Raw genomic sequence first — 22060 nt, forward strand, 5'->3', positions numbered from 1 at the left:
GGTTAACGAATCTCAACCATAGCGCGACCGCCGCGGGCCTCGACCAGTTCACCAATCGCGGTCAGATCGATACCAAATTCCGCCGCAGTGGCTTTAACATCGTCTTCGGCGTCCGGCGTTACCGCCAACAACAGACCGCCTGACGTTTGCGGATCGCACAGCAGGCTACGAACTTCACGCGACATGTCGCCCATCAGATGACCATAGCTGGCGAAGTTGCGCTCTGTGCCGCCCGGTACGGCGCCCAGAGCAATATACTCTTCCACGCCCGGCAGTTTAGGGATGTCCTGATAGCAAAGTAGCGCCTGCACGCCTGCGCCCTGGCACATCTCGCTCAGGTGCCCCAGCAGGCCAAAACCGGTAACGTCAGTCATGGCTTTTACGCCATCGATATTGGCAAACGCCGCGCCAGCAACGTTCATCCGACACATGACTTCCGTCGCCAGCCCCTGATGTTCAGGTTTAAGCAGCGATTTTTTCTCGGCGGTGGTCAACACGCCAATCCCCAACGGTTTGGTCAGAAAGAGTTTGCATCCCGCCTGCGCGGTACTGTTTTTCTTCACCCGTTCGGTCGGCACTACGCCTGTGACCGCGAGACCAAAGATCGGCTCCGGGGCGTCAATAGAGTGTCCGCCCGCCAGCGCGATACCGGCCTGACGGCAGGCAAAGCGCCCCCCCTCGGTCACTTCACGCGCAATATCGGGCGACAGGGTATTAATCGGCCAGCCAAGGATCGCGATCGCCATAATCGGTTTGCCGCCCATCGCAAAAATATCGCTGATGGCGTTTGTTGCCGCAATGCGGCCAAAATCAAACGGGTTGTCGACTATCGGCATAAAGAAGTCGGTGGTGCTGATAATACTGGTGCCATTACCCAGATCGTAAACCGCCGCATCATCGCGGGTTTCATTACCCACCAGCAGGTTCGGGTCGACGAACTTCGCCTGCTCGCTATGCAGGATAGTCTCCAGCACTTTAGGGGAAATTTTACAACCGCAACCAGCGCCGTGGCTGTATTGCGTTAAACGAATGGCTTGCTCGCTCATGGACATCTCCTGTCATTGCATTCGCGCTATGGTAGCGCTCATTCCCTGATGTGGTAAGTATCACTGTCTGAATTACCGCGCCTTTGCTCAGAATCCAGACAGTTTTATCCCTCAGCGTCAGAAATAACGCACAAACGGCGTGGGGTCGGGGGTACTGATCGTCGTTGACGCTTTGAGCTGCGGCGTGCCGAGATAGAGAAAACCAACAATTTTATCCTGAGGGCGGCACTCAAAGGCTTCCCGCACGATAGCGCTCTCCGTTAATGCGCCGCTACGCCAGATACCATTAAACCCTTGCGCAATCGCCGCCATTTGCATCGCCATCACCGCGCATCCGGCAGACATCTCCTGTTCCCACATCGGAACCTTATGGTTTTCTTCGCATTTCGCCACCACGGTAATGATCAGCGGCGCGCGAAACGGCGCATTACGCGCTTTTTCGATCGCTTTCTCATCGCCCCCGGCAGCGACAGCGCCTTGTTCAAGCACGGCGCTGAAGCGGTCGCGCCCCTCTCCTTCAATCACAAAAAAACGCCACGGCTGTAGAGATTTATGATCGGGAACACGCATTCCCGCCCGCAGAATGTTCTGTAATTGCTCTCCGACAGGCGCCGGTTCTGCGAGACGAGAGGCGCTCCGACGGTTGACCAGCAGTTCTAGTGCATCCATTTGATTAACTCCAGCAATGATATTTATTCACAAAATTAACACGGGAGCAGATTTTGTTACAGCGCAGGCAGTGATTCCTGCTGACAACTGCCTGATGGGTCATTACGATAGCCACATCTTAATGCTTTATCCTCACCAAGGTATAAGCGTTGTTACTCAGATAGGGAGAATACATGCGAACCCTGTGGCGATTTATTGCCGGATTTTTTAAATGGACGTGGCGAGTGTTGAACTTCGTCCGTGAAATGGTACTCAACCTGTTCTTTATTTTTCTGGTCCTGGTGGGCGTTGGGATCTGGATGCAGATCGGTAACGGCAGCAACAGTGAGCAAACGGCGCGCGGCGCTCTGCTGCTGGATATTTCCGGCGTCATTGTGGATAAACCGTCCACCAATCACCGTCTGGGCGCGCTGGGTCGCCAGTTATTTGGCGCCAGCTCCGACCGTCTGCAGGAAAACTCCCTGTTTGACATCGTCAACGCTATTCGTCAGGCGAAAGATGACCGTAACATCACTGGTATCGTTCTGGATCTGAAAAACTTCACCGGCGCCGATCAGCCGTCAATGCGCTATATCGGTAAAGCGCTGCGCGAATTCCGCGACAGCGGCAAACCGGTTTTCGCCGTGGGTGAAAACTACAGCCAGGGTCAGTATTACCTCGCCAGTTTCGCCAATAAAATTTGGCTTTCCCCACAGGGTCAGGTAGATCTTCACGGCTTCGCTACGAATGGCCTGTACTACAAAACGCTGCTGGATAAACTGAAAGTCTCTACCCACGTTTTCCGGGTCGGCACCTATAAATCCGCCGTCGAGCCGTTTATCCGCGACGATATGTCGCCCGCCGCCCGCGAGGCCGACAGCCGTTGGATAGGCGAACTGTGGCAGAACTACCTGCATACCGTTTCCGCCAATCGCCAGATTTCGCCGCAACAACTCTTCCCCGGCGCACAGGCTATTATCGACGGGTTAACCAGCGTGGGCGGCGACACCGCCAAATATGCGCTCGACCATAAACTGGTGGACGCCCTCGCCTCCAGTGCAGATGTTGAAAAAGCGCTGACGAAGCAGTTTGGCTGGAGCAAAACCGAAAATAACTATCGCGCGATCAGCTATTACGATTATTCGCTGAAAACGCCTGCGGATACCGGCGGTACTATTGCGGTAATTTTCGCCAATGGCGCGATTATGGATGGCGAAGAAACGCCAGGGAATGTCGGCGGCGACACTACGGCATCGCAGATCCGCGACGCACGTCTTGATCCTAAAGTGAAAGCGATTGTGCTGCGCGTCAATAGCCCAGGCGGGAGCGTCAACGCCTCCGAAGTTATCCGCGCCGAACTGGCGGCGGCAAGAGCGGCTGGCAAACCGGTGGTGGTCTCAATGGGCGGTATGGCGGCCTCCGGCGGTTACTGGATCTCTACGCCAGCAAACTATATCGTGGCCAGCCCCAGCACACTGACGGGTTCAATTGGCATCTTCGGCGTCATCAATACGGTAGAAAACAGCCTGTCGTCGATTGGCGTACACAGCGACGGCGTTTCCACCTCGCCGCTGGCGGATATTTCGATGACCAAAGCGCTGTCACCGGAAGTGCAGCAGATGATGCAACTCAGTATTGAGTACGGCTACAAACGCTTTATCACACTGGTGGCAGACGCGCGTAAGCGTACGCCGGAGCAGATTGATAAAATCGCACAAGGCCATGTCTGGACCGGAGAAGACGCGAAAGCCAATGGTCTGGTGGACAGTCTCGGCGACTTTGACGACGCCGTCGCCAAAGCGGCGGAGCTGGCGAAACTGAAACAGTGGCATCTTGATTACTATCAGGACGAACCGACGGTCCTTGATATGGTCATGGACAGTATGACCGGATCAGTACGCGCCATGCTGCCGGAGGCCATTCAGGCGATGCTCCCGGCGCCGCTCGTTTCCGCCGCCAACACGGTGAAGGCCGAGGGGGATAAACTGGCGGCATTTAACGATCCGCAAAACCGTTATGCGTTCTGTTTGACTTGCGCGAACGTTCGCTAATGCTTCATCAATAGCCATACCGGATGGCGGCGTCTGCTCATAGCCGCCATCCGATAATCATTAATACGTCCTTCGCGACACGACTGAACATTATCATGCAAAAGAAATCAATTTACGTTGCCTATACCGGCGGCACTATCGGTATGCAGCGCTCAGATAAAGGGTATATCCCGGTGTCCGGGCACCTTCAGCGTCAGCTGGCGCTGATGCCGGAATTCCACCGCCCGGAGATGCCGGATTTTACCATCCATGAATATGCCCCGCTGATGGATTCATCAGATATGACGCCGGAAGACTGGCAGCATATCGCTGCAGATATCAAAGCGCACTACGATGAGTATGACGGTTTTGTTATTCTGCATGGCACCGACACGATGGCGTTTACCGCATCGGCGCTCTCTTTCATGCTGGAAAATCTGGGTAAACCGGTTATTGTGACAGGGTCACAAATTCCGCTGGCTGAGCTGCGCTCCGACGGGCAAATTAATTTGCTGAATGCGCTTTATGTCGCCGCCAACTACCCTATTAATGAAGTAACGCTGTTTTTTAATAATCGTCTGTTCCGCGGTAATCGCACGACCAAAGCCCATGCGGATGGGTTTGACGCTTTTGCCTCTCCCAATCTGCCGCCCTTGCTGGAAGCAGGAATTCACATTCGCCGTTTAAATACGCCTCCCGCGCCCTACGGTTCTGGTGAATTAATCGTTCACCCTATTACGCCGCAGCCGATAGGCGTAGTGACGATTTATCCGGGGATTTCCGCCGAGGTAGTACGTAACTTTCTGCGTCAGCCGGTAAAAGCGCTGATTCTGCGCTCTTATGGCGTAGGCAACGCGCCGCAAAATAAAGCGTTTTTACAGGAGCTGAAAGAGGCCAGTTCGCGCGGCATCGTGGTGGTTAACCTGACGCAATGCATGTCAGGGCGAGTCAATATGGGCGGGTACGCTACCGGTAATGCGCTGGCGCACGCTGGCGTGATTGGCGGTGCCGATATGACTGTCGAAGCCACCTTAACCAAACTGCATTATTTGTTAAGCCAGGGTCTGGACACTCAGGCGATTCGTAGCGCGATGGCGCAAAACTTGCGTGGTGAATTGACGCCGGATGATTAAAAAATCCCGACGACAAGGAGAAGATAATGACAAACCGGGCCTTATTACTGGTCGACTTGCAAAATGACTTTTGCGCCGGCGGCGCGCTGGCTGTAGCGGAAGGCGACAGCACCATCGACATCGCCAACGCTCTTATTGACTGGTGCCAGCCCCGGCAGATTCCGGTGCTGGTCAGCCAGGACTGGCATCCCGCGCAGCATGGCAGCTTCGCCAGCCAGCATCAGGCGGAACCCTATAGTCAGGGAAAGCTGGACGGGCTGCCGCAAACGCTCTGGCCGGATCACTGCGTTCAACATACCGACGGCGCGGCGTTACATCCCCTGCTTAACCAACATGCGATTGACGCCTGCATCTATAAAGGTGAAAACCCGCTGATTGATAGCTACAGCGCGTTTTTTGACAACGAACATCGGCAGAAAACTACCCTTGATACCTGGCTTCGCGAGCATGACGTTACCGAGCTTATCGTGATGGGGTTGGCGACCGATTACTGCGTAAAATTTACGGTGCTGGATGCGCTAGAGTTGGGCTATGCCGTTAACGTTATCACCGATGGCTGTCGCGGCGTGAATATTCACCCGCAGGATAGCGCACACGCGTTTATGGAGATGGCGTCGGCAGGCGCGACGCTGTATACGCTGGCAGACTGGGAAGAAACGCAGGGCCAGGCTGTCGCCAGGTAGCGGAGCAGGTATCGTATCCGGTCAATACATCACGCAACGGTGAGACCATTGCACAGATCTTTGGGCCGGATACGTCACGTCAGCGTCGCTACCAGGCAAAGCTCAACGCAGGCTGGAGAGCGCTTCTAACGAAACTCTTCTCGTTTCAATGCCAAAACAAAATAATATCAGCGCGCACGCCGCCAGCAGCATACCCAGCACAACAAAAACGGTGACAGATCCATACCGGGTCAATAAAACCGCCACGCCGTAGGGGGTAAAGACAGCGACGATCCGCCCTACCGCATTCACAAAACCCGATCCGCGTAGTCTAAGGTGCGTAGGCCATAATTCGGGAACGTAAACCGCCGAGGCAAAGCAGACGTACATATACAGAAAGGAAATCATGACTAGTCCATAAACCAGAATGGCCCATTCCTCAGTCTGTATTGAATAAAAATATCCTACTACCGCAATAACGATAAGCAACAGCGAACCAAATAACCGTCTGGGGAAATGGTCAATAATGAGCGCGGCGATAAATATGCCCACTGGCGCGCCAATCATAATGATGGCGGTCATGAAAATAGATTTTGTAACATCAATTCCTGAATTAACAAAAATTGTCGGGATCCATACCGTAATGGTATAAAGCGAAATGTTCATTGCAATCAATACAGTGATCGCCACTAACGTGCGCCGCAGCATTTGTCCTTTGAATAAGAGCCAGAATGTACCGTTTTCAAAGCGCGATTCCATGGATTTATTGCTTTCCTGATGCGGCGGCAAAACAATACTTTTTTCTTTTTCTATTTGCGATTCAATCATGAGAAGCTGCTGTTCAGCCTCGCGTTGCCGCCCTTTACCCGCTAACCACCTGGGCGATTCGATAAAGTACTTTCCTGAAAGAGACCACGCCAGCAGCATCCCTATCCCGCCAAGAAGAAACATCATCCGCCAGCTTAAAAACGCAATGACTACTACGCCAATCCCCGCAGACAGCATCGGTGACCAGTTCCCTACAAAAGAGAGACGCGCGGACCATTTTCCTCGTACAATGGGAGGGATAAACTCGGTAAAAGAAGCATACCCTACCATAATCAATGCCCCCATGCCTGTCCCCATCAGACAACGAAAGAAAATCAGCCAGTACATATTGGGAACAAATGCGGCAGCCGTTGCGGAGATGCCCACAAGCAACAAATTAATGCGAAACGCTTTTCGACGCCCCAGGTAATCCCCAATAAAACCGCCGGTAAGCGAACCAATAAAATAGCCAAGCATCAGTGCCGATGTGAACGCGGCATTAAGATAATTATTCGACCAGCCATTGTTTATCAATTTGGCCAGAACCACATTTCCTGAATAACTCAAAAACCCCGTTAATAGCAGGCCAAAACTAATTATTCCAAAAATACGAAAATGAAACCGGGATAAAGGTAAGCGGTCTAGTCTGGCGCCGATATGATCATTGTCTTCCATCTGGATGGCCTCTAACGCAGCAAAATAATAAATTATTGTCTCGCGGCAAAGGGGTATTTGCCGCACTTGCTATCATCTGCCGTTTTTTTTGGCATAGTCCAGGCGAAAACAATCCAGTCAAGGATAATCTATCGATTAATAGACAAGCTGGATATTATTTTTATCGCAAAATGCGATCCATTCATCACCTGGCGTTTTATTCGTTATCAGGTAATGGATATGACTAAAATCGACCAACCGCACGAACGCTTTACGATCAAATTTTGAGTGGTCCACCAATAACGCCACCTCTGTGGCCTGGCGAATCATCGTTTTTTTGATTTCAGCTTCCGCCTCGTTAGAATCAAGCGCCCCGCTCGCCATATCCAGCCCTTTACAACTCATTACCATAATATCAACATGATAACGGCTGATTATTTCTTTAGTGATACGCCCCTGCAGCGATAGCGTATTTTTATTTAACTCACCGCCCGTAGAAACAAGATTAATGTCCGATTGCGGCAGTTCATGGAAAGCTTCCGCTGAATTAGTTAACAAAGTAAGATCGTTTCGGTCTTTCAGGAGTTTTAGCAATTCCATTACCGTACTGCTGGAGTCGGCGGCCATCGTTGTTTTGTTTTTAATAAACGGAAGCGTATTACGGGCTATAATTTGCTTCTCTTCATAGAACGATTTTGCACGCTTATAAAAATGGATATTGTCAGCCAGCACCGCCGAATTTAATACCGCACCGCCATAAGTTCGAGTCAAAAAGCCTTCATCTTCGAGTTTTTCCAGATCGCGTCGAATTGTCTCTTCGGTTACCTGAAAAATTGAACTCAAGTTAGAGACTGTTACTTTTTTATCATTAGCGACCATTTGTTTGATCGCCTGAATCCTGTCTTTCGCCGCCACGATTACACCTCTGTTTTCGACGTCATGATAAACGTTGAGTATCTCACAGACTATGTTTACTTTCAAAATAAGCCGTTTGAATAACAGATTTTATCTGCATTTCGCCAAAAAAGAGGTGTAATGTATTGCTTATGGATTGTCCAGCGCTTCCGCCATTTGTCTCATCAATAACGCATCGTCATCCGTTAAGGTGATGGACAGCGCAGCGATATTCTCTCGTACCTGCTCCGGCGACGTGGCGCCGCTCAGTATCGAAATCAGTTCGCTTTGTCGCAATATCCACGCCAGCGCCAGCGTCGGGACGGCGCAATGGTATTTGTCGCACAATGGCTGCCACTGCTCCAGCATATCAATAACCCGCAACATATTCTCACGCTGGAACCAGAGTTTATTCACTCGCGCCCCGCCGGGAACATAGTCACGGGTAATGGTGCCGGTTAACAATCCCTGCTCCAGTGGCGAATAAACCTGTACCACGATGCCGTGCTCGCGGCATAGAGGCAGCAGCTCCGTTTCCAGCGCCCGGTCAAGAATGCTGTATTTCGCCTGTATGATGTCCAGCTCGCCATGTTTAAGGTATTCGCGGATATGGCTGACATCTACATTCGCCGCCCCGATAGAACGGATTTTCCCCTCTGCTTTCAGCTCATTGAGCACGCCAACGGTTTCTGCAATCGGCGTAAAAAACGGCGGTACCGACTGCCAGTGGGTCATATAGATATCGATATAATCAATCCCTAGTCGCTGGAGACTGGCATCGACTTCTTTACGAATAGAGTCCGGAGAAAGATTTTTATAAAGCTGGCGATCGCCGACTTTATTGAACAGGCTCCCTTCCCGCTCCCAGACGATCCCGCATTTGGTCTCCACCACCATCTCGTTACGCGGTAATTTTTTCAGCGCCTGGCCGACAATCACTTCGCTATTGCCAAAGTTATAGCCCGGCGCCGTATCAATCAGGTTAATACCGCAACGGTGCGCCTCAACGATAGTATCGATGCAGACCTGCATATCGAGGTTGCCATTCCATGCCGGACCGCCGCCGATAGCCCAGGTGCCGAGTCCCATACGGGAAAGCGCTATATCTGTATTACCTAAAGGTATCATTTTCATCTGCCGCTATTACCCTTCGTATTCATTCAGGAGTTGTTCCACTAGCATTCTGTTTTTCACGCCCGTTGTGGCGCCCACGCTGAGTACCGATATCGCGGCCGTCGCATTGGCGAACCGTGCGCATTCACGCAGCGTTTTTCCCTCCAGCAGCGCGGCGATAAATCCCGATGCAAAATTATCGCCGGCGCCAATAGTGTCGATGGCGGTAATGCCTGCCACCGCAGGCACCTCCATTTTTATATCGGCGCTTTTGATAAAGCAGCCTTTCTTGCCAGTTTTAATCACCACTGTTTTTACGCCACATTGCAAAAAACAATCGGCAATATCATCCAGCGTCTCTTTCCCGGTCAGTTTTTTGGCTTCATCAATATTAGGAAACAGATAATCGACAAAACTTAGCGCTTCGCGAATATCGTCCAGAGTTTCATTCAGCCGCGGTTTGATCATGTCAGCGCAGATAACCAGTTGATGCGCTTTCGCCTGCGTAAAAATAGCCGTTAATGCTTTGCCATCCAGTAGCGGGCTGTTAAAGATACTTGCCAGTGATAACAGCCTGACCTGAGAAAAACGGTCAAAATCGACATCGTTAATATTTAGCTTCCACAGACTGCCGTTACGGTTAGTGACAAAGGTGCGCTCACCATCATCAGTCACCAGCCCAACATTAATTGAGGTATCAATATCAGCATCCTGCTTCAGGCTCTGAATATCGATATTCTCCTTCCGACAGTGGTCGAGAATAAAATATCCTGCCGCATCGTCGCCAACGCGACTCATTAGCGCAGTGCGATGCCCGAGACGCGAAATAATCGTGGCTTCATTAATCGCATCCCCCCCTGTGGTCATGGCAATGCGTTCTAATGGATACGAATCGACATCAAAGATATTTTTACTAACCGGTTGCAAAGGAATGTCGACAATGGCCGCCCCTATGCAAAGAACTTCGATTTCGTCCATATCATCATTCCGCTTTACCATCTGAACCAAACAGTTTGATTTTTTCCAGTGCGCGGGCTTTTACCGCTTTGCGTACTTCGCGTTCCAGATGCAGGAACGGCTGATCCTGATTCTCTTTTACCGCTACCATCGCGGCCTGACACAATTCGGTGTGGATATTGATTTTCGAGATGCCCAGCGAAATGGCTTTTTTGATATCCGCGTCGCTAATACCGGAAGCGCCGTGTAACACTAGCGGTACGGAAACTGCCTGGCGCACGCGCTCCACGACCTCAAAATTCAGTTTTGGTTCAGAGGTGTACACGCCATGCTGGTTGCCGATGGCGACCGCCAGCGAGTCACAACCGGTGCGCGCTACAAATTCCGCCGCCTGATCCGGGTCGGTATAGTGATACCCCGCCAACGCCTCTTCATACACCGTTTCGTTCCCTACGTGCCCTAACTCCGCCTCTACCGGAATACCCAGCGGATGAAAGAAATCAACGGCTTCTTTGGTCAGGCGAATATTTTCTTCAAAATCAAAGGATGAAGCGTCACGCATCAGCGAGTTCATGCCGTGCGTCCAGGCATTATGGATAATGTCCATGCTACGTCCATGATCCCAGTGGGTAATTACCGGCACAGAGGCTTTTTTAGCCATGGAAACCATCATATGAGAGAAGTCTTCAAATGAAGTATTGCCCACAAATCCGGTTCCAAAGGAGATAATAACCGGCGAATTTGCCTCTTCCGCCGCATCAATCACTCCCATCAACATTTCCGCATTCCACACATTAAAGTGCGCAATCGCGTAATGTTTATTTTGTGCATCATTTTCCCAATATTTTATATCTGCCAACATCGCTGTTTCTCCCGTTTTTTATTAATCACAAACTTTAATAACGCCTTTAATAATGTCGCGTTTGTTATTCACCGACTCTTCAAATGCACGCTGTACGTCTTTGTAATCGTAAATATGCGTCACCATTGATTTCACATCGAAACGCCCGGAGGAGATGGCATCAATAGTCACCGGATAGCGGTTGGCATAGCGGAATACCGTCTGGATGGAGACTTCACGGTTAATTTTGAGGAAATTAATCGCTGAATCTCCCGCGACAGTGCCGACAATCATGATCTTCCCGCCGCGCATGACCAGATACGGCGCTTGCTGAGTTGTAACGGCGGAACCGGCGGTTTCAAACACAATATCGGCGCCCATATCGTCGGTGAACTGCTGGCAGCGCGCGACAGTATCTTCTTTCGCCCCATTGATAACGGTTGTCGCGCCCAGTCGTTCAGCCATTGCCAGCCGTTTTTCCAACACATCCACTACCGCGATATTGGTCGCCCCCAGACACTTACACGCTTGCAGGGTCATTAAACCAATGCAGCCCGCGCCGAGAATGACAATTTTCTTACCCGGTCTAACATCCGCCAGCATTGCCGCGTGCATTCCAACCGCAGCGGGTTCCACCAGCGCACCTTCCATAGTGTCCATATTGTCCGGAAGCTTGTACGTAAAACTTTCCGGATGGCACAGATAGTGAGTTAAGGCCCCGCGATAATTCGGCTGCGTCGCCATAAAATCAACATCCGGACAAATATTGTATTTTCCTTCCAGACAATAGCGGCAGTGGCCGCACGGCACGCCCGGCTCGATATTAACCCGATCGCCTGGCTTAAATTTGCTTACCCGATTGCCGACCGCCACAACCGTACCGGCACACTCATGACCGAGACCAATTTCCTGATTTGGATCTTTCGGTGGGATAAACGGGCCTGATTCAAAACCATGAACATCAGAACCACAAATCCCCACATATTCCACTTTAATCAGCACTTCGTTATCTTTTGGCACCGGAATATCCGCTGCGATAATTTTCATGGTGCCCGGCGTTTTTAATATCGCTTTTGAATTTTTCATTTTTATTCCTTTATTTACTCGTGACCCTATCAATGCTCAGACTTTCAACCGAAACACCCTTGGTCTCGATTCCGATAGTCGCTATTGCGACGGCGACGATAATCGAGACAGCGCCCAGCAGGACGAAAACGCCCGTCACGCCATAACCGTTGAGTAATACCGCCACCGCATAGGGGGCAGCGATACCGCTGATTCTGCCGACAGCGTTCGCCAGGCCGGAACCGCGAAGTTTCGCTTCTGTTGGCCAGATCTCCGGCACATAGACCGCCGAGGCATAACAGACATACATATAGACAAAGGTAATCAGGAAAAAGCCAATTAAGGTGATAAGCAACATGCTGGTTTGCAGTGAATAAATATATCCCAGCACAGCAATCAGAATTAATAAACCGACACCCATGGTTTTGCGCGGAATTTTATCCATTACCAGCATAGCGATAAATATGCCAAACGGTGCGCCGAACATACTCATGGTATTTAAAACGATCGAATCTTTGAGGTTGATGCCCTGCGTCATAAAGATGGTGGGCAGCCAGTTAATTAACGTGTATTGCACAACATTCATGGCAATCAGCACGCAGGAACCCAAAATAACGCGTTTCAGTAATACGCCAGTGAGCAACGCTGAATACGGTACGGAACGCGGCGGCTTGCCGCTGTTTTCAATAACAACCGGCGGCAGCGGTTTTCCTGTCTGACGCTCGATGCCTGCTTCAATGGCCTGCATAACCTTTTCGGCTTCCTGATAACGCCCGCGCGATTCCAGCCAGCGGGGAGATTCAGGGAAGTATCGCCAGGCAAGCGCGGTAGCAATCAGCGACAGCACAGCCGGGATCAGTAACTGCACGCGCCAGTTCCATTCCGCGCTAATTAGCGGCGTCAGCCCCATTGCAATCAGGGAACACAATGGATATGACCAGTTGCCAATAAACGAAACGCGACTCGACCAGGTTCCCCGGTTTCTGCCGGGCATGTACTCGGTAAATCCGGCGAACAGCGTGACCAGTAGTGCCCCTAATCCCACGCCCATCACAAAACGACAGGCAATCAGGAACATCATATTCGGTGAAAATGCGCCCACGACCATCGAGGCAATGTGAATCGCTTCATAAAGAATAAAGGCGTTCCTGCGTCCGGTTTTATCGCCGATAATGCCGCCCACCAGCGCGCCGAGAAACATCCCCGCCGTGGTAATGGCGGAGAAGGTGGCTGTCGTGGAATTATCGGTCCAGCCTAACTCCTTGAGCTGGGCAAGAATTAATCCGCCGATGGCATTACTCCAGCAAACAAGCAGACCAAAGGCGACGACGGCAAACATTGATGAATGCCAGCGGCAATCCGGCAGGCGATCCAGCCGGGCGCCGCAGTGCGGTTTTGTTATCTGTTCCATGCGATAACGTTCCTTTAGCAGAAGGGTTATTCATCAAAGTCGTAGGTCATGATCACTTTAATGGCTGTCTTATCGACCATTGCGTCAAACCCTTCGCGCCACTGAGAAAGACCGATACGATGGGTGATCATTGGTTTTACTTTGATAGCGCCGCTGGCAAGCAGGCGAATCGCATTGCGCCAGGATGTGGAGTCATAGGCCATATGCCCAATGATGCTTTTGTTCCAGGAAGTAATGTCGTTAATGGAGAAATCGAGCGGCTTAAATCCCATACCGACGCGAACCACTTCACCATTTGGCCGCAGCATGTCGATGGCCTGTTTAAGCGCAATGTTGGCACCGGAGCATTCGATCACCAGACCGAGGTTGTCTTTGCCGCAAATCTCCCGGCAGCGTGCGACGACATCTTCCGTGGAGCCGTTAACAAACGCCGTCGCGCCGAGTTCTTTGGCCACAGGGAAACGGACAGGAACATCCTCATCCAGGCCAACCACCACGATATTTACCGCCCCCATAATGCGGGCCATTTGGACCGAAAACAGACCTAACGGACCGGTGCCGATGACTACCACGTCCTGGCCGGGTAAAAATTTGGATTGCTGGGCGATAGATTTATAGGCGTTGCAGATAGGGTCCAGTACTGCGGCTTCCTCGTAATCCACGCCTTCCGGGATCTCCCACAGGGCATGGCGATGGATTTTCAGGATTTCTCCCGGAACCAGGCAGTATTTGGAGAATCCACCGCCCCAGGTGTTGTTATCCAGACCCAGATTCACTTTTTCTGCACAACACAGAAAATCGCCTTGTTCACAGGCAGGGCAAACGCCGCAAACGTGTCCGCTGTTGTCAGAAACCACGCGCTGGCCGACTTTCCAGTCTTTCACTTTTTCGCCCACCCGTGCGATACGCCCGGCGAATTCATGACCGCGAACGGAGTTAAATTCGTCGGACCCGCTGTCAACGTTATAGTGCTTCATATCCGCGCCGCAGATCGCCGCCGCTTTGATTTCGATAATCACGTCTTCCGGACCGCATACCGGCTCCGGGACATCAATCATTTTGTAGCCGCCAAAGGCCTTGCCAAATCTCGCCAGTGCTTTCATTGCATCTTCCTTTGTGTTTGGTGTGCATCAATGCTCATCATACTTAACCATAAAATCTTTAAGGTCAACGACAAATCTTTAAAACACAGATAATGATCTGTATTTGCCAACCAAGATCACAAACTCAACGAAACAAACGGCGATAAAGCCAAAAAGATGGAAGCCGTATCGCGAAAGACGGCGTGAACACCTGCGCAGGTTTCCATGGATGAAGATGCTAATCTGCTGCGGTTATTTTTTCGCCACCCCATTCTGTGGCGTGTTTCTGTTTTAAATGCCAAAGAGGATCGTTAAAGAAGCCCGCGCGGTGTTTATTCAACCGGCGCAGAAGATTGTCGACAAATATGGTTTCGATGGGATCGATCTTGACTGGGAATATTCGGTTAACGTCGCATTTAAAAGCGCTTCGTCAGCTAATGGGCCCCAAAAACGGGTCACCCTCACCGTCGGCGCGAATGCGGAAAGTCCGAAAAGCTGGCTGGACGTGAAAGCTATAGCCCCGTAGCTCGACTTTATCAATCTGATGACTTACGACATGGCCGACGGCACGCAGTATTTCAACGCCAATCCATATGACTCAAACGCCTGGCCTGCTGCTGACAGTGAAGTCTGCCGGGGGAAAGCGATGTTTGCCCTCCCTTATGAAAATCCGCGCCCGGTGGCGATCAACGCGGAACAGATTAAAAAGCGCGAGCTGGCCAGCGCAATGTTCTGGGAATAGGCCGCCGATGACAATAACCAGTTAGCGACACAGTTGGCGGACTCGCTGGACATTAAGCGTTATTCGTAAAAATATGGCGGGCCTGTGCCTGGCAGCAATGAGCAGGCCCGGTAAGCACAACGCATTGGCAATTAAACCACCGAATGGCGGCTACCTCTTATCCGGCTGCCGTTACTGCATTTTCAATGTCGCAATCGGCTTTGACGTAATACCGAAATCCGCTTTGAGCTGCTGCTTGCTTTTCATCACCATCTGACCGTGAGTATCGATCGTCATATGTTGCGCTTCGGTATTGTGCCGCGCCTGCCATAGCATCACCAGCTGTAGGCTGTTTTCTTTCTGTTCCGGCGTCAACGCCACGCCATCCGGCCATTTACCCAGCTCAACGGCGGTGGATAAACGTTGATACACTTCCGGCGTCATGCTGTTAATGATCTCATCAAGATTCATGATGTGTCCGCTCCTGTGGAATAATTTGCTGAATCGTTTTTTCAGCCTTTCAGTTGATCGCCGTTTTTCTCGTCAGAAAAGGCCAGCGAGGCCGAGTTAACGCAATAGCGCTCACCGGTTGGCTGCGGACCATCCGGGAAAACGTGTCCGAGATGCGCATCGCAGTTACCGCAACGAATTTCGACACGCTGCATTCCATGAGAAAAATCGTCTATGTAACGAATCGCCTCTTCGCTGACAGGCTGGTAAAAGCTAGGCCAGCCGCAGCCTGAATCGTATTTGGTGTGGGAGTGAAAAAGCGGCGTATCACAGACCAGGCAGTGATAAACCCCATCGCGTTTATTATGTAGCAGGCGTCCGGTAAATGGCGGTTCTGTGCCACGATCCTGCGTCACATAGAATTGCATTTCGGACAGTTTTTTCTTGAGTTCTTCTGCTGAAGGTTGGTTAGCCATTTGCTCACATCTCACTTTAAACGTGCTCACATTGCCTGACCGATTCTAACAAAACATTAACACCTCAGTACCAACTTTTGTTCTAAACTTGATCATTGCGAAATGGCGGCTCACGAATCGTGACTGATGTCACATTATTATCTCGGTTGCCCTTTAAAATTCGGGGCGGCGCCCCCATGTGGTTTCAAGCCGAAAGGAAGAGTGAGGCGAATCAGCCGCGCAAAGGTTGTGCAGAGGATTGATTTGTCGCAATGATTGACACGATTCCGCTTGACGCTGCGTAAGGTTTTTGTAATTTTACAGGCAACCTTTTATTCACTAACAAATAGCTGGTGGAATATATGACTATCAAAGTAGGTATCAACGGTTTTGGCCGTATCGGTCGCATTGTTTTCCGTGCTGCTCAGAAACGTTCTGACATCGAGATCGTTGCAATCAACGACCTGTTAGACGCAGAGTACATGGCATACATGCTGAAATATGACTCCACTCACGGCCGTTTCGACGGTACTGTTGAAGTGAAAGACGGTCATCTGATCGTTAACGGTAAAAAAATCCGTGTTACCGCTGAACGCGATCCGGCTAACCTGAAATGGGACGAAGTTGGTGTTGACGTAGTGGCTGAAGCTACCGGTATCTTCCTGACTGACGAAACCGCGCGTAAACACATCACCGCTGGCGCGAAAAAAGTGGTTCTGACGGGTCCGTCTAAAGACAACACCCCAATGTTTGTTAAAGGCGCTAACTTTGACAAATACGAAGGCCAGGACATCGTTTCCAACGCTTCCTGCACCACCAACTGCCTGGCGCCGCTGGCTAAAGTTATCAACGACAACTTCGGCATCATCGAAGGTCTGATGACTACTGTTCACGCGACTACCGCAACCCAGAAAACCGTTGATGGCCCGTCTCACAAAGACTGGCGCGGCGGCCGCGGCGCATCTCAGAACATCATCCCGTCCTCTACTGGCGCTGCTAAAGCGGTAGGTAAAGTACTGCCAGAACTGAATGGCAAACTGACCGGTATGGCGTTCCGCGTTCCTACTCCGAACGTATCCGTTGTTGACCTGACCGTTCGTCTGGAAAAAGCGGCTACCTACGAGCAGATCAAAGCTGCTGTTAAAGCTGCTGCCGAAGGCGAAATGAAAGGCGTTCTGGGTTACACCGAAGACGACGTTGTATCTACCGATTTCAACGGCGAAGTATGCACTTCCGTGTTCGATGCTAAAGCAGGCATCGCGCTGAACGACAACTTCGTGAAACTGGTCTCCTGGTACGATAACGAAACCGGTTACTCCAACAAAGTACTGGACCTGATTGCTCACATCTCCAAATAAGTTGAGATGACACAGTCATTGGTAAGAGCGACTCAGGTCGCTCTTTTTTTTGCTTAAAGATATACCCGTCATACTTCAAGTTGCAGGTGTGTTGGCTATGCTTTCTCACCCGAATCACTGACGGAAGTCGAACTTATCGGGATGAATCAGGGATGTCCATGTCCCTGGCCGGAGATGACCTACGGTTGTTCAAATTCGTTCCCGATGAATTTGTCGTTCACTTGCCGCGTTACTCGGCCTGCGGCCTCGCCTCTACGGGCCAGCGCAAGCACTGGTCAAGGCACAAGCGCCTTGTCATGCAACTCGAATTATTTAGGGTTAAGAGGATTGCGTAATGATTAATAAAATTTTTGCCCTCCCGGTTATCGAACAGCTTACCCCTGTCCTTTCCCGTCGTCAGCTTGATGACCTGGATCTGATCGTCGTTGACCATCCGCAGGTTAAAGCCTCTTTTGCATTACAGGGCGCGCACCTTCTCTCCTGGAAACCCGTTGGCGAGGAAGAGGTATTGTGGCTCAGTAATAATACGCCTTTCAAAACCGGCGTGGCGCTACGCGGCGGCGTACCGATCTGCTGGCCCTGGTTTGGACCTGCGGCTCAACAAGGTCTGCCGTCACACGGCTTTGCGCGTAATCTACCGTGGGCGCTAAAAGCGCATAATGAAGATGATAATGGCGTAATGCTGACATTTGAGCTGCAAAGCAGTGAGGCCACCCGGAAATACTGGCCGCACGATTTCACGCTGCTGGCACGTTTTAAAGTGGGCAAAACCTGTGAAATTGAACTGGAAGCGCATGGCGAGTTTGCAACCACATCCGCGCTCCACAGCTATTTTAACGTTGGCGACATCGCCAACGTTAAGGTCAGCGGACTCGGCGATCGGTTTATTGATAAAGTTAACGACGCTAAAGAAGGTGTCCTGGCCGACGGTATACAAACCTTTCCGGACCGTACCGATCGCGTTTACCTCAATCCTGAAGCATGTAGCGTGATCCACGATGCGACATTAAACCGCACGATTGATGTGGTCCACCACCATCACCTTAACGTCGTAGGCTGGAACCCTGGCCCGGCGTTGTCCGTCAGCATGGGCGACATGCCGGATGACGGCTATAAAACGTTTGTCTGCGTTGAAACCGTTTACGCTACTGCGCCGCAACAAGCCACAGAAGAAAAACCCTCTCGTCTGGCGCAGACTATCTGCGTCGCTAAACGCTAAAAGTGAATGGATAACGGCGTTGCTATAGGATCTGAAAGGCGCCAGCCGCCATCAGGCATGACCTGCCGGATGGCGGCACTTACACATTTTATCCGGCGTCACACCATATCCAACGCGGTTTTCCCTTTTGGCGCAGGCCAGGCGTTGTCCAGTAAGGCAAGTTCGTTTGCTGACAAGGTAATCTCAAGCGCCGCCGCATTTTGCTTCACGTGTTCTGTACTTCCGGCTTTCGGGATCGCCATCACGCCCGGATGCGCAATCACCCACGTCAGTAAGATTTGCGCCGCCGTTGCGTTATGCGCTTGCGCAATTTCATTCACCACCGGATGATTCAGTAAACCGCTACGTAACCGGCCAGCCTGCGCCAGCGGGCTATAGGCCATCACTGGCATTCGCTGTTGTTGACACCACGGCAATAAATCATACTCAATACCGCGTGACGCCAGATGATAGAGCACCTGATTTGTCGCGCATTGCTGTCCCCCGGGGATGCGCCACAGCGCCTGCATATCGTCATAATCAAGATTAGAGACTCCCCAACGGCGAATTTTTCCCTGCGCGATTAGCCGCTCCATACCTTCAACGGTCTCTTCGAATGAAAAGCTTCCGGCCCAGTGCAATAGATAGAGATCGAGATAATCTGTTTTCAGACGACGCAGGCTTTCTTCACAGGCGGCAACTATCTTCTGGCCGCCAGCGTTCCACGGGTACACTTTTGACACCAGAAATGCCTCATCGCGTCGCCCTGCTAACGCCTCGCCCACGACCTTTTCCGCCCCGCCGTCGGCATACATTTCCGCTGTATCAATAAGGCGTAACCCCAAATCCAGCCCCGCGCGCAACGCCGAAACCTCGCGCTGACGTTGATCCGCGCGCTCGCCCATATACCATGTTCCCTGTCCGATGGCAGGAAGCGTCACCTGCCCGCAAAACGTTACGTTTTTCACTGATTTCATTTCCTTTTCAATGTCACTCGACGGTAAAACAATACAGGACTCTTAGACCCTACGGTAATGTCCGGCATCATACCGCGCAAGGGGGCGATTTTCTTGTCACTGACGAACGTCATCCGCAATCATGTCGACGATGCGGGTAATATGCGCGGCGGGTCGCTGATTCAGTAATAATTGACGCATCACATTCATATAGGGCGTCACATGTTGAAAGAACTCCAGATATCCTTTACAGAGATAATTTTGCCGTTCGCCGCCGTCCATACAAATTCGATGTTTCGGACAACCGCCGTGACAGGCAAAGCGCCACGTACAGTTCTGGCAGCGTGAGGAAAGGTTTGCTTTAGCCGCGCCAAACTGCTGCTGAAAAGGAGAGGCCGCCATTTCTTCTAAAGAGTGTTGCTGCAGATTGCCCAGTTTATAGGCGGGAAAAACAAAATGGTCGCAGCTAAACACGTCGCCATTCTGCTCCACCAGCAAACTTTGTCCGCAGGTCGACTGCATCGTACAAAGCGTGGCGGGCTCCCCCATCCAGACGCCAAGTAAGTTGTCAAAAAGCTGTACGAATATGCGTCCGACATCGTGATGTATCCATTGATCAAAAACATCGCACATAAAGGCCCCCCACCCTTCAGGCGTGACGGAAAAGGGCATCAGCGAAGGCGAATCTTCATTATCAGATAACGTCAAAGAACGCTGCGCTTTTTGCGCGAGCGGCTCAACAATGGGAATAAATTGCAGGTGTTTACTTTCCAGTTCCTGCGTCAAAAAATGATAAATAGCGTTGCCATGACGGCATGACGCATCATTCACGACAGTGAGCGTGTTGAACTCGACATCATTTGCCTGCAGAAGGCGGATAGCATTAACGACTCGGGAAAAAGACGCCCGCCCTGACGGCGTTTTCCGGTAATTATCATGAACGACTTGCGGCCCATCAATCGATATACCAATCAGGAACTGGTGCTGCGCAAAGAAAGCCGCCCACTCTTCATTGATTAATACGCCATTGGTTTGCAGACTGTTGTAAATAGTTTTGCCGTTGGCATAGCGTTGCTGCAAGCACACCACTTTTTGATAAAAAGAAAGACCGCATAGCGTCGGCTCTCCCCCCTGCCAGCAAAACGAGACCTCTGAGGATGGCGTATCATCAATTACCCGACGGATATACGTCTCCAGCACATCGTCAGACATGACGCGCTGGCCCCGGGGTTTATCAAGATAGAAACAGTACTTGCAGGATAAGTTACACAGACTGCCGCTGGGCTTGGCTACGGTATTGAATACTATGCTCATTCGTCTTACTCGCTGTGAAGAATGGGTATAGCATAAGCGGGACGTGACAGGGCGATATCAGCCAGCATTGCAACAATTATTACGCTAATTGTTAGCGCAGTTGTAATCACCTGGATTTTTCATATAAAAGGCTAGTTTTTTAAATTGATGTAACAAAGTATAAATCACGTAAGGCTGCGCCATCCCCGGTCAACAGCGCATTTATGCAAGCCGCCATGTTCGCGTTTCAGTTAGCACAAAGCCTGCATAACGCAGGCTTTGTCATGGTTTTTCCGGCAAATTCAATCAATCAGAATCTATAGGTCACGCCAGTAGAAAGGATACCGGTCCAGGATTTATCCACCATCGGGCTGTCGGTAATTTCATCCGACAGACGGGTGTAGCGCGCAGTACCATATACGCTCCAGTTACCGGCGAAATTATAGTTAGCGCTCAGTTCAAGATACGGGTTCCAGCTATCGTTCGGGTTATAGCCGCGCAGGCCGCTACGCGAAGATTCTTTACGTGATACGCCGTAATAGTAATCGTTCTGGTTCTCGCTATTCCATTCAACCCCGATACCAGGCGTTAAGGTCAGCCCGCCATTGGTATACCGATACAGCCAGGCCAGATCCCAGACAATACCGTTACTGTTATCCAACGTATCCCCTGCCAGTGAGGTACGCAGGAATCCATACTGGGTGTGATGCGCGTAAGAAACGCCCGCCATCATAGTACTTTTACGCCTGTCCAGACGACGCAACTGATGGTCATCGCTGTCGCCCGGTTTGAAGTACATCGGGGACCAGTATGCCATGATTGACAACTTATCGGCATTGTCATTCCACAAGTAGTACCCGCCGCCCAGACCACGGAACCAGAAGTTTTCGCTTTCATAAGCGATGACCGGTATCGGATAAACATCGCTATCGTAATCTTTATAAGGGTGTTCAACCACACCAACGCCTGCGCCCAACGTCAGGTTGCTTTCAGCGTGCGCGACGCTGGCGGATGTTGCAATAAACACGCCAAGAGCCAGAAGTTTAAGTTTGGTCACAATCCATAATTCCTTATTCAAATGTTCTGCGGCAAAAGTGTAACCGCCAATACCTGTAAGCCCAACTATTTTACACAATGTAACCGTTTAATATCACCACCACCGATTATTTTCAGATGATCGGCTGATGATCGTTATGTGACCGGGAACGCTTTTTCTGATATCCACCAGCCTTTTCTACCTGATGAGTTATTGATATGTCATCGAAATCCACTGACGCGTACAGGCA

The 22060-nt window shown here is 51.0% G+C and carries 20 protein-coding genes and 1 pseudogene; 6 read left to right on the forward strand and 15 right to left on the reverse strand.

Features of this window, described 5'->3' with window-relative positions:
* Positions 1-2 precede the first annotated feature (2 nt).
* Entirely contained in the window at positions 3-1046 is a 1044-nt protein-coding gene (gene selD / locus ACLJR2_RS17345) for a selenide, water dikinase SelD (RefSeq protein ID WP_001294900.1), read from the reverse strand.
* Between the two features lie 117 nt (positions 1047-1163).
* On the reverse strand, positions 1164-1715 hold the full coding sequence (locus tag ACLJR2_RS17350) for an NAD(P)H nitroreductase (protein WP_000339311.1): 552 nt from the start codon (positions 1713-1715) through the stop codon (positions 1164-1166).
* A 173-nt stretch (positions 1716-1888) separates the two neighbouring features.
* On the opposite strand from ACLJR2_RS17350, the gene sppA reads away from it, so the two are divergent.
* The 3 genes from sppA to pncA all read left to right on the forward strand — a co-directional run bounded on the left by sppA (position 1889) and on the right by pncA (position 5540).
* Complete coding sequence (gene sppA / locus ACLJR2_RS17355; RefSeq protein WP_001259874.1) at positions 1889-3745, forward strand: signal peptide peptidase SppA; 1857 nt, start codon at positions 1889-1891, stop codon at positions 3743-3745.
* Between the two features lie 95 nt (positions 3746-3840).
* Positions 3841-4857 carry an asparaginase gene (gene ansA, locus ACLJR2_RS17360; protein ID WP_001170134.1) on the forward strand — a complete coding sequence of 339 codons (1017 nt, stop codon included), beginning with the start codon at positions 3841-3843 and terminating at the stop codon, positions 4855-4857.
* 26 nt (positions 4858-4883) lie between these two features.
* Positions 4884-5540 carry a bifunctional nicotinamidase/pyrazinamidase gene (gene pncA / locus ACLJR2_RS17365; RefSeq protein ID WP_001534675.1) on the forward strand — a complete coding sequence of 219 codons (657 nt, stop codon included), beginning with the start codon at positions 4884-4886 and terminating at the stop codon, positions 5538-5540.
* A 102-nt stretch (positions 5541-5642) separates the two neighbouring features.
* Here the strand turns inward: pncA and ACLJR2_RS17370 are convergent, their stop codons facing one another.
* The 8 genes from ACLJR2_RS17370 to ACLJR2_RS17405 form a co-directional block, all read right to left on the reverse strand.
* Positions 5643-7001 carry an MFS transporter gene (locus ACLJR2_RS17370; protein WP_000389923.1) on the reverse strand — a complete coding sequence of 453 codons (1359 nt, stop codon included), beginning with the start codon at positions 6999-7001 and terminating at the stop codon, positions 5643-5645.
* Positions 7002-7136: 135 nt separating this feature from the next.
* Positions 7137-7895 carry a DeoR/GlpR family DNA-binding transcription regulator gene (locus tag ACLJR2_RS17375; RefSeq protein WP_000719105.1) on the reverse strand — a complete coding sequence of 253 codons (759 nt, stop codon included), beginning with the start codon at positions 7893-7895 and terminating at the stop codon, positions 7137-7139.
* A gap of 129 nt (positions 7896-8024) precedes the next feature.
* Positions 8025-9008: an aldo/keto reductase gene (locus ACLJR2_RS17380; protein WP_000782144.1), complete on the reverse strand. Its 984-nt coding sequence runs from the start codon at positions 9006-9008 to the stop codon at positions 8025-8027.
* Positions 9009-9017: 9 nt separating this feature from the next.
* Positions 9018-9965, reverse strand: a complete 948-nt coding sequence (locus ACLJR2_RS17385; protein ID WP_000343332.1) for a sugar kinase — start codon at positions 9963-9965, stop codon at positions 9018-9020.
* Between the two features lie 4 nt (positions 9966-9969).
* Entirely contained in the window at positions 9970-10806 is an 837-nt protein-coding gene (locus tag ACLJR2_RS17390; RefSeq protein ID WP_000878870.1) for a ketose-bisphosphate aldolase, read from the reverse strand.
* 21 nt (positions 10807-10827) lie between these two features.
* The gene (locus ACLJR2_RS17395; RefSeq protein WP_000798075.1) at positions 10828-11871 is read right to left on the reverse strand and encodes an NAD(P)-dependent alcohol dehydrogenase; all 1044 of its coding nucleotides are present in this window, start codon (positions 11869-11871) and stop codon (positions 10828-10830) included.
* Positions 11872-11881: 10 nt separating this feature from the next.
* The gene (locus tag ACLJR2_RS17400; RefSeq protein WP_000435317.1) at positions 11882-13261 is read right to left on the reverse strand and encodes an MFS transporter; all 1380 of its coding nucleotides are present in this window, start codon (positions 13259-13261) and stop codon (positions 11882-11884) included.
* 26 nt (positions 13262-13287) lie between these two features.
* Complete coding sequence (locus tag ACLJR2_RS17405; RefSeq protein WP_000645180.1) at positions 13288-14364, reverse strand: zinc-binding dehydrogenase; 1077 nt, start codon at positions 14362-14364, stop codon at positions 13288-13290.
* 292 nt (positions 14365-14656) lie between these two features.
* On the opposite strand from ACLJR2_RS17405, the pseudogene ACLJR2_RS17410 reads away from it, so the two are divergent.
* A pseudogene (locus tag ACLJR2_RS17410) lies at positions 14657-15154 on the forward strand (glycosyl hydrolase family 18 protein); the annotation flags it as partial.
* Positions 15155-15256: 102 nt separating this feature from the next.
* Here ACLJR2_RS17410 and ACLJR2_RS17415 read toward each other — a convergent pair.
* Positions 15257-15535 carry a YeaC family protein gene (locus tag ACLJR2_RS17415; protein WP_001046864.1) on the reverse strand — a complete coding sequence of 93 codons (279 nt, stop codon included), beginning with the start codon at positions 15533-15535 and terminating at the stop codon, positions 15257-15259.
* Positions 15536-15576: 41 nt separating this feature from the next.
* The gene (gene msrB, locus ACLJR2_RS17420; protein ID WP_001519539.1) at positions 15577-15990 is read right to left on the reverse strand and encodes a peptide-methionine (R)-S-oxide reductase MsrB; all 414 of its coding nucleotides are present in this window, start codon (positions 15988-15990) and stop codon (positions 15577-15579) included.
* Positions 15991-16331: 341 nt separating this feature from the next.
* Here msrB and gapA point away from each other — a divergent pair, with 341 nt between their 5' ends.
* Together gapA and ACLJR2_RS17430 are read left to right on the forward strand one after the other, a co-directional pair.
* Positions 16332-17327: a glyceraldehyde-3-phosphate dehydrogenase gene (gene gapA / locus ACLJR2_RS17425; protein WP_000153505.1), complete on the forward strand. Its 996-nt coding sequence runs from the start codon at positions 16332-16334 to the stop codon at positions 17325-17327.
* Positions 17328-17661: 334 nt separating this feature from the next.
* Entirely contained in the window at positions 17662-18546 is an 885-nt protein-coding gene (locus ACLJR2_RS17430; RefSeq protein ID WP_000608659.1) for a D-hexose-6-phosphate mutarotase, read from the forward strand.
* A gap of 98 nt (positions 18547-18644) precedes the next feature.
* On the opposite strand, the gene ACLJR2_RS17435 is transcribed toward ACLJR2_RS17430, so the two are convergent.
* From ACLJR2_RS17435 to ACLJR2_RS17445, 3 genes are all read right to left on the reverse strand, one after another.
* Positions 18645-19502: an aldo/keto reductase gene (locus ACLJR2_RS17435; RefSeq protein WP_000843752.1), complete on the reverse strand. Its 858-nt coding sequence runs from the start codon at positions 19500-19502 to the stop codon at positions 18645-18647.
* Between the two features lie 96 nt (positions 19503-19598).
* Positions 19599-20795, reverse strand: coding sequence for an anaerobic sulfatase maturase (locus ACLJR2_RS17440; protein WP_000029241.1), 1197 nt, complete (start codon positions 20793-20795; stop codon positions 19599-19601).
* Positions 20796-21084: 289 nt separating this feature from the next.
* Positions 21085-21831 (reverse strand): MipA/OmpV family protein, encoded by a 747-nt coding sequence (locus ACLJR2_RS17445; RefSeq protein ID WP_000163762.1) that lies wholly within the window; start codon positions 21829-21831, stop codon positions 21085-21087.
* Positions 21832-22060 lie beyond the last annotated feature (229 nt).

Origin of the sequence: Salmonella sp. SAL03688 (genome assembly GCF_046551895.1) — a bacterium.
GTDB lineage: Bacteria > Pseudomonadota > Gammaproteobacteria > Enterobacterales > Enterobacteriaceae > Salmonella > Salmonella enterica.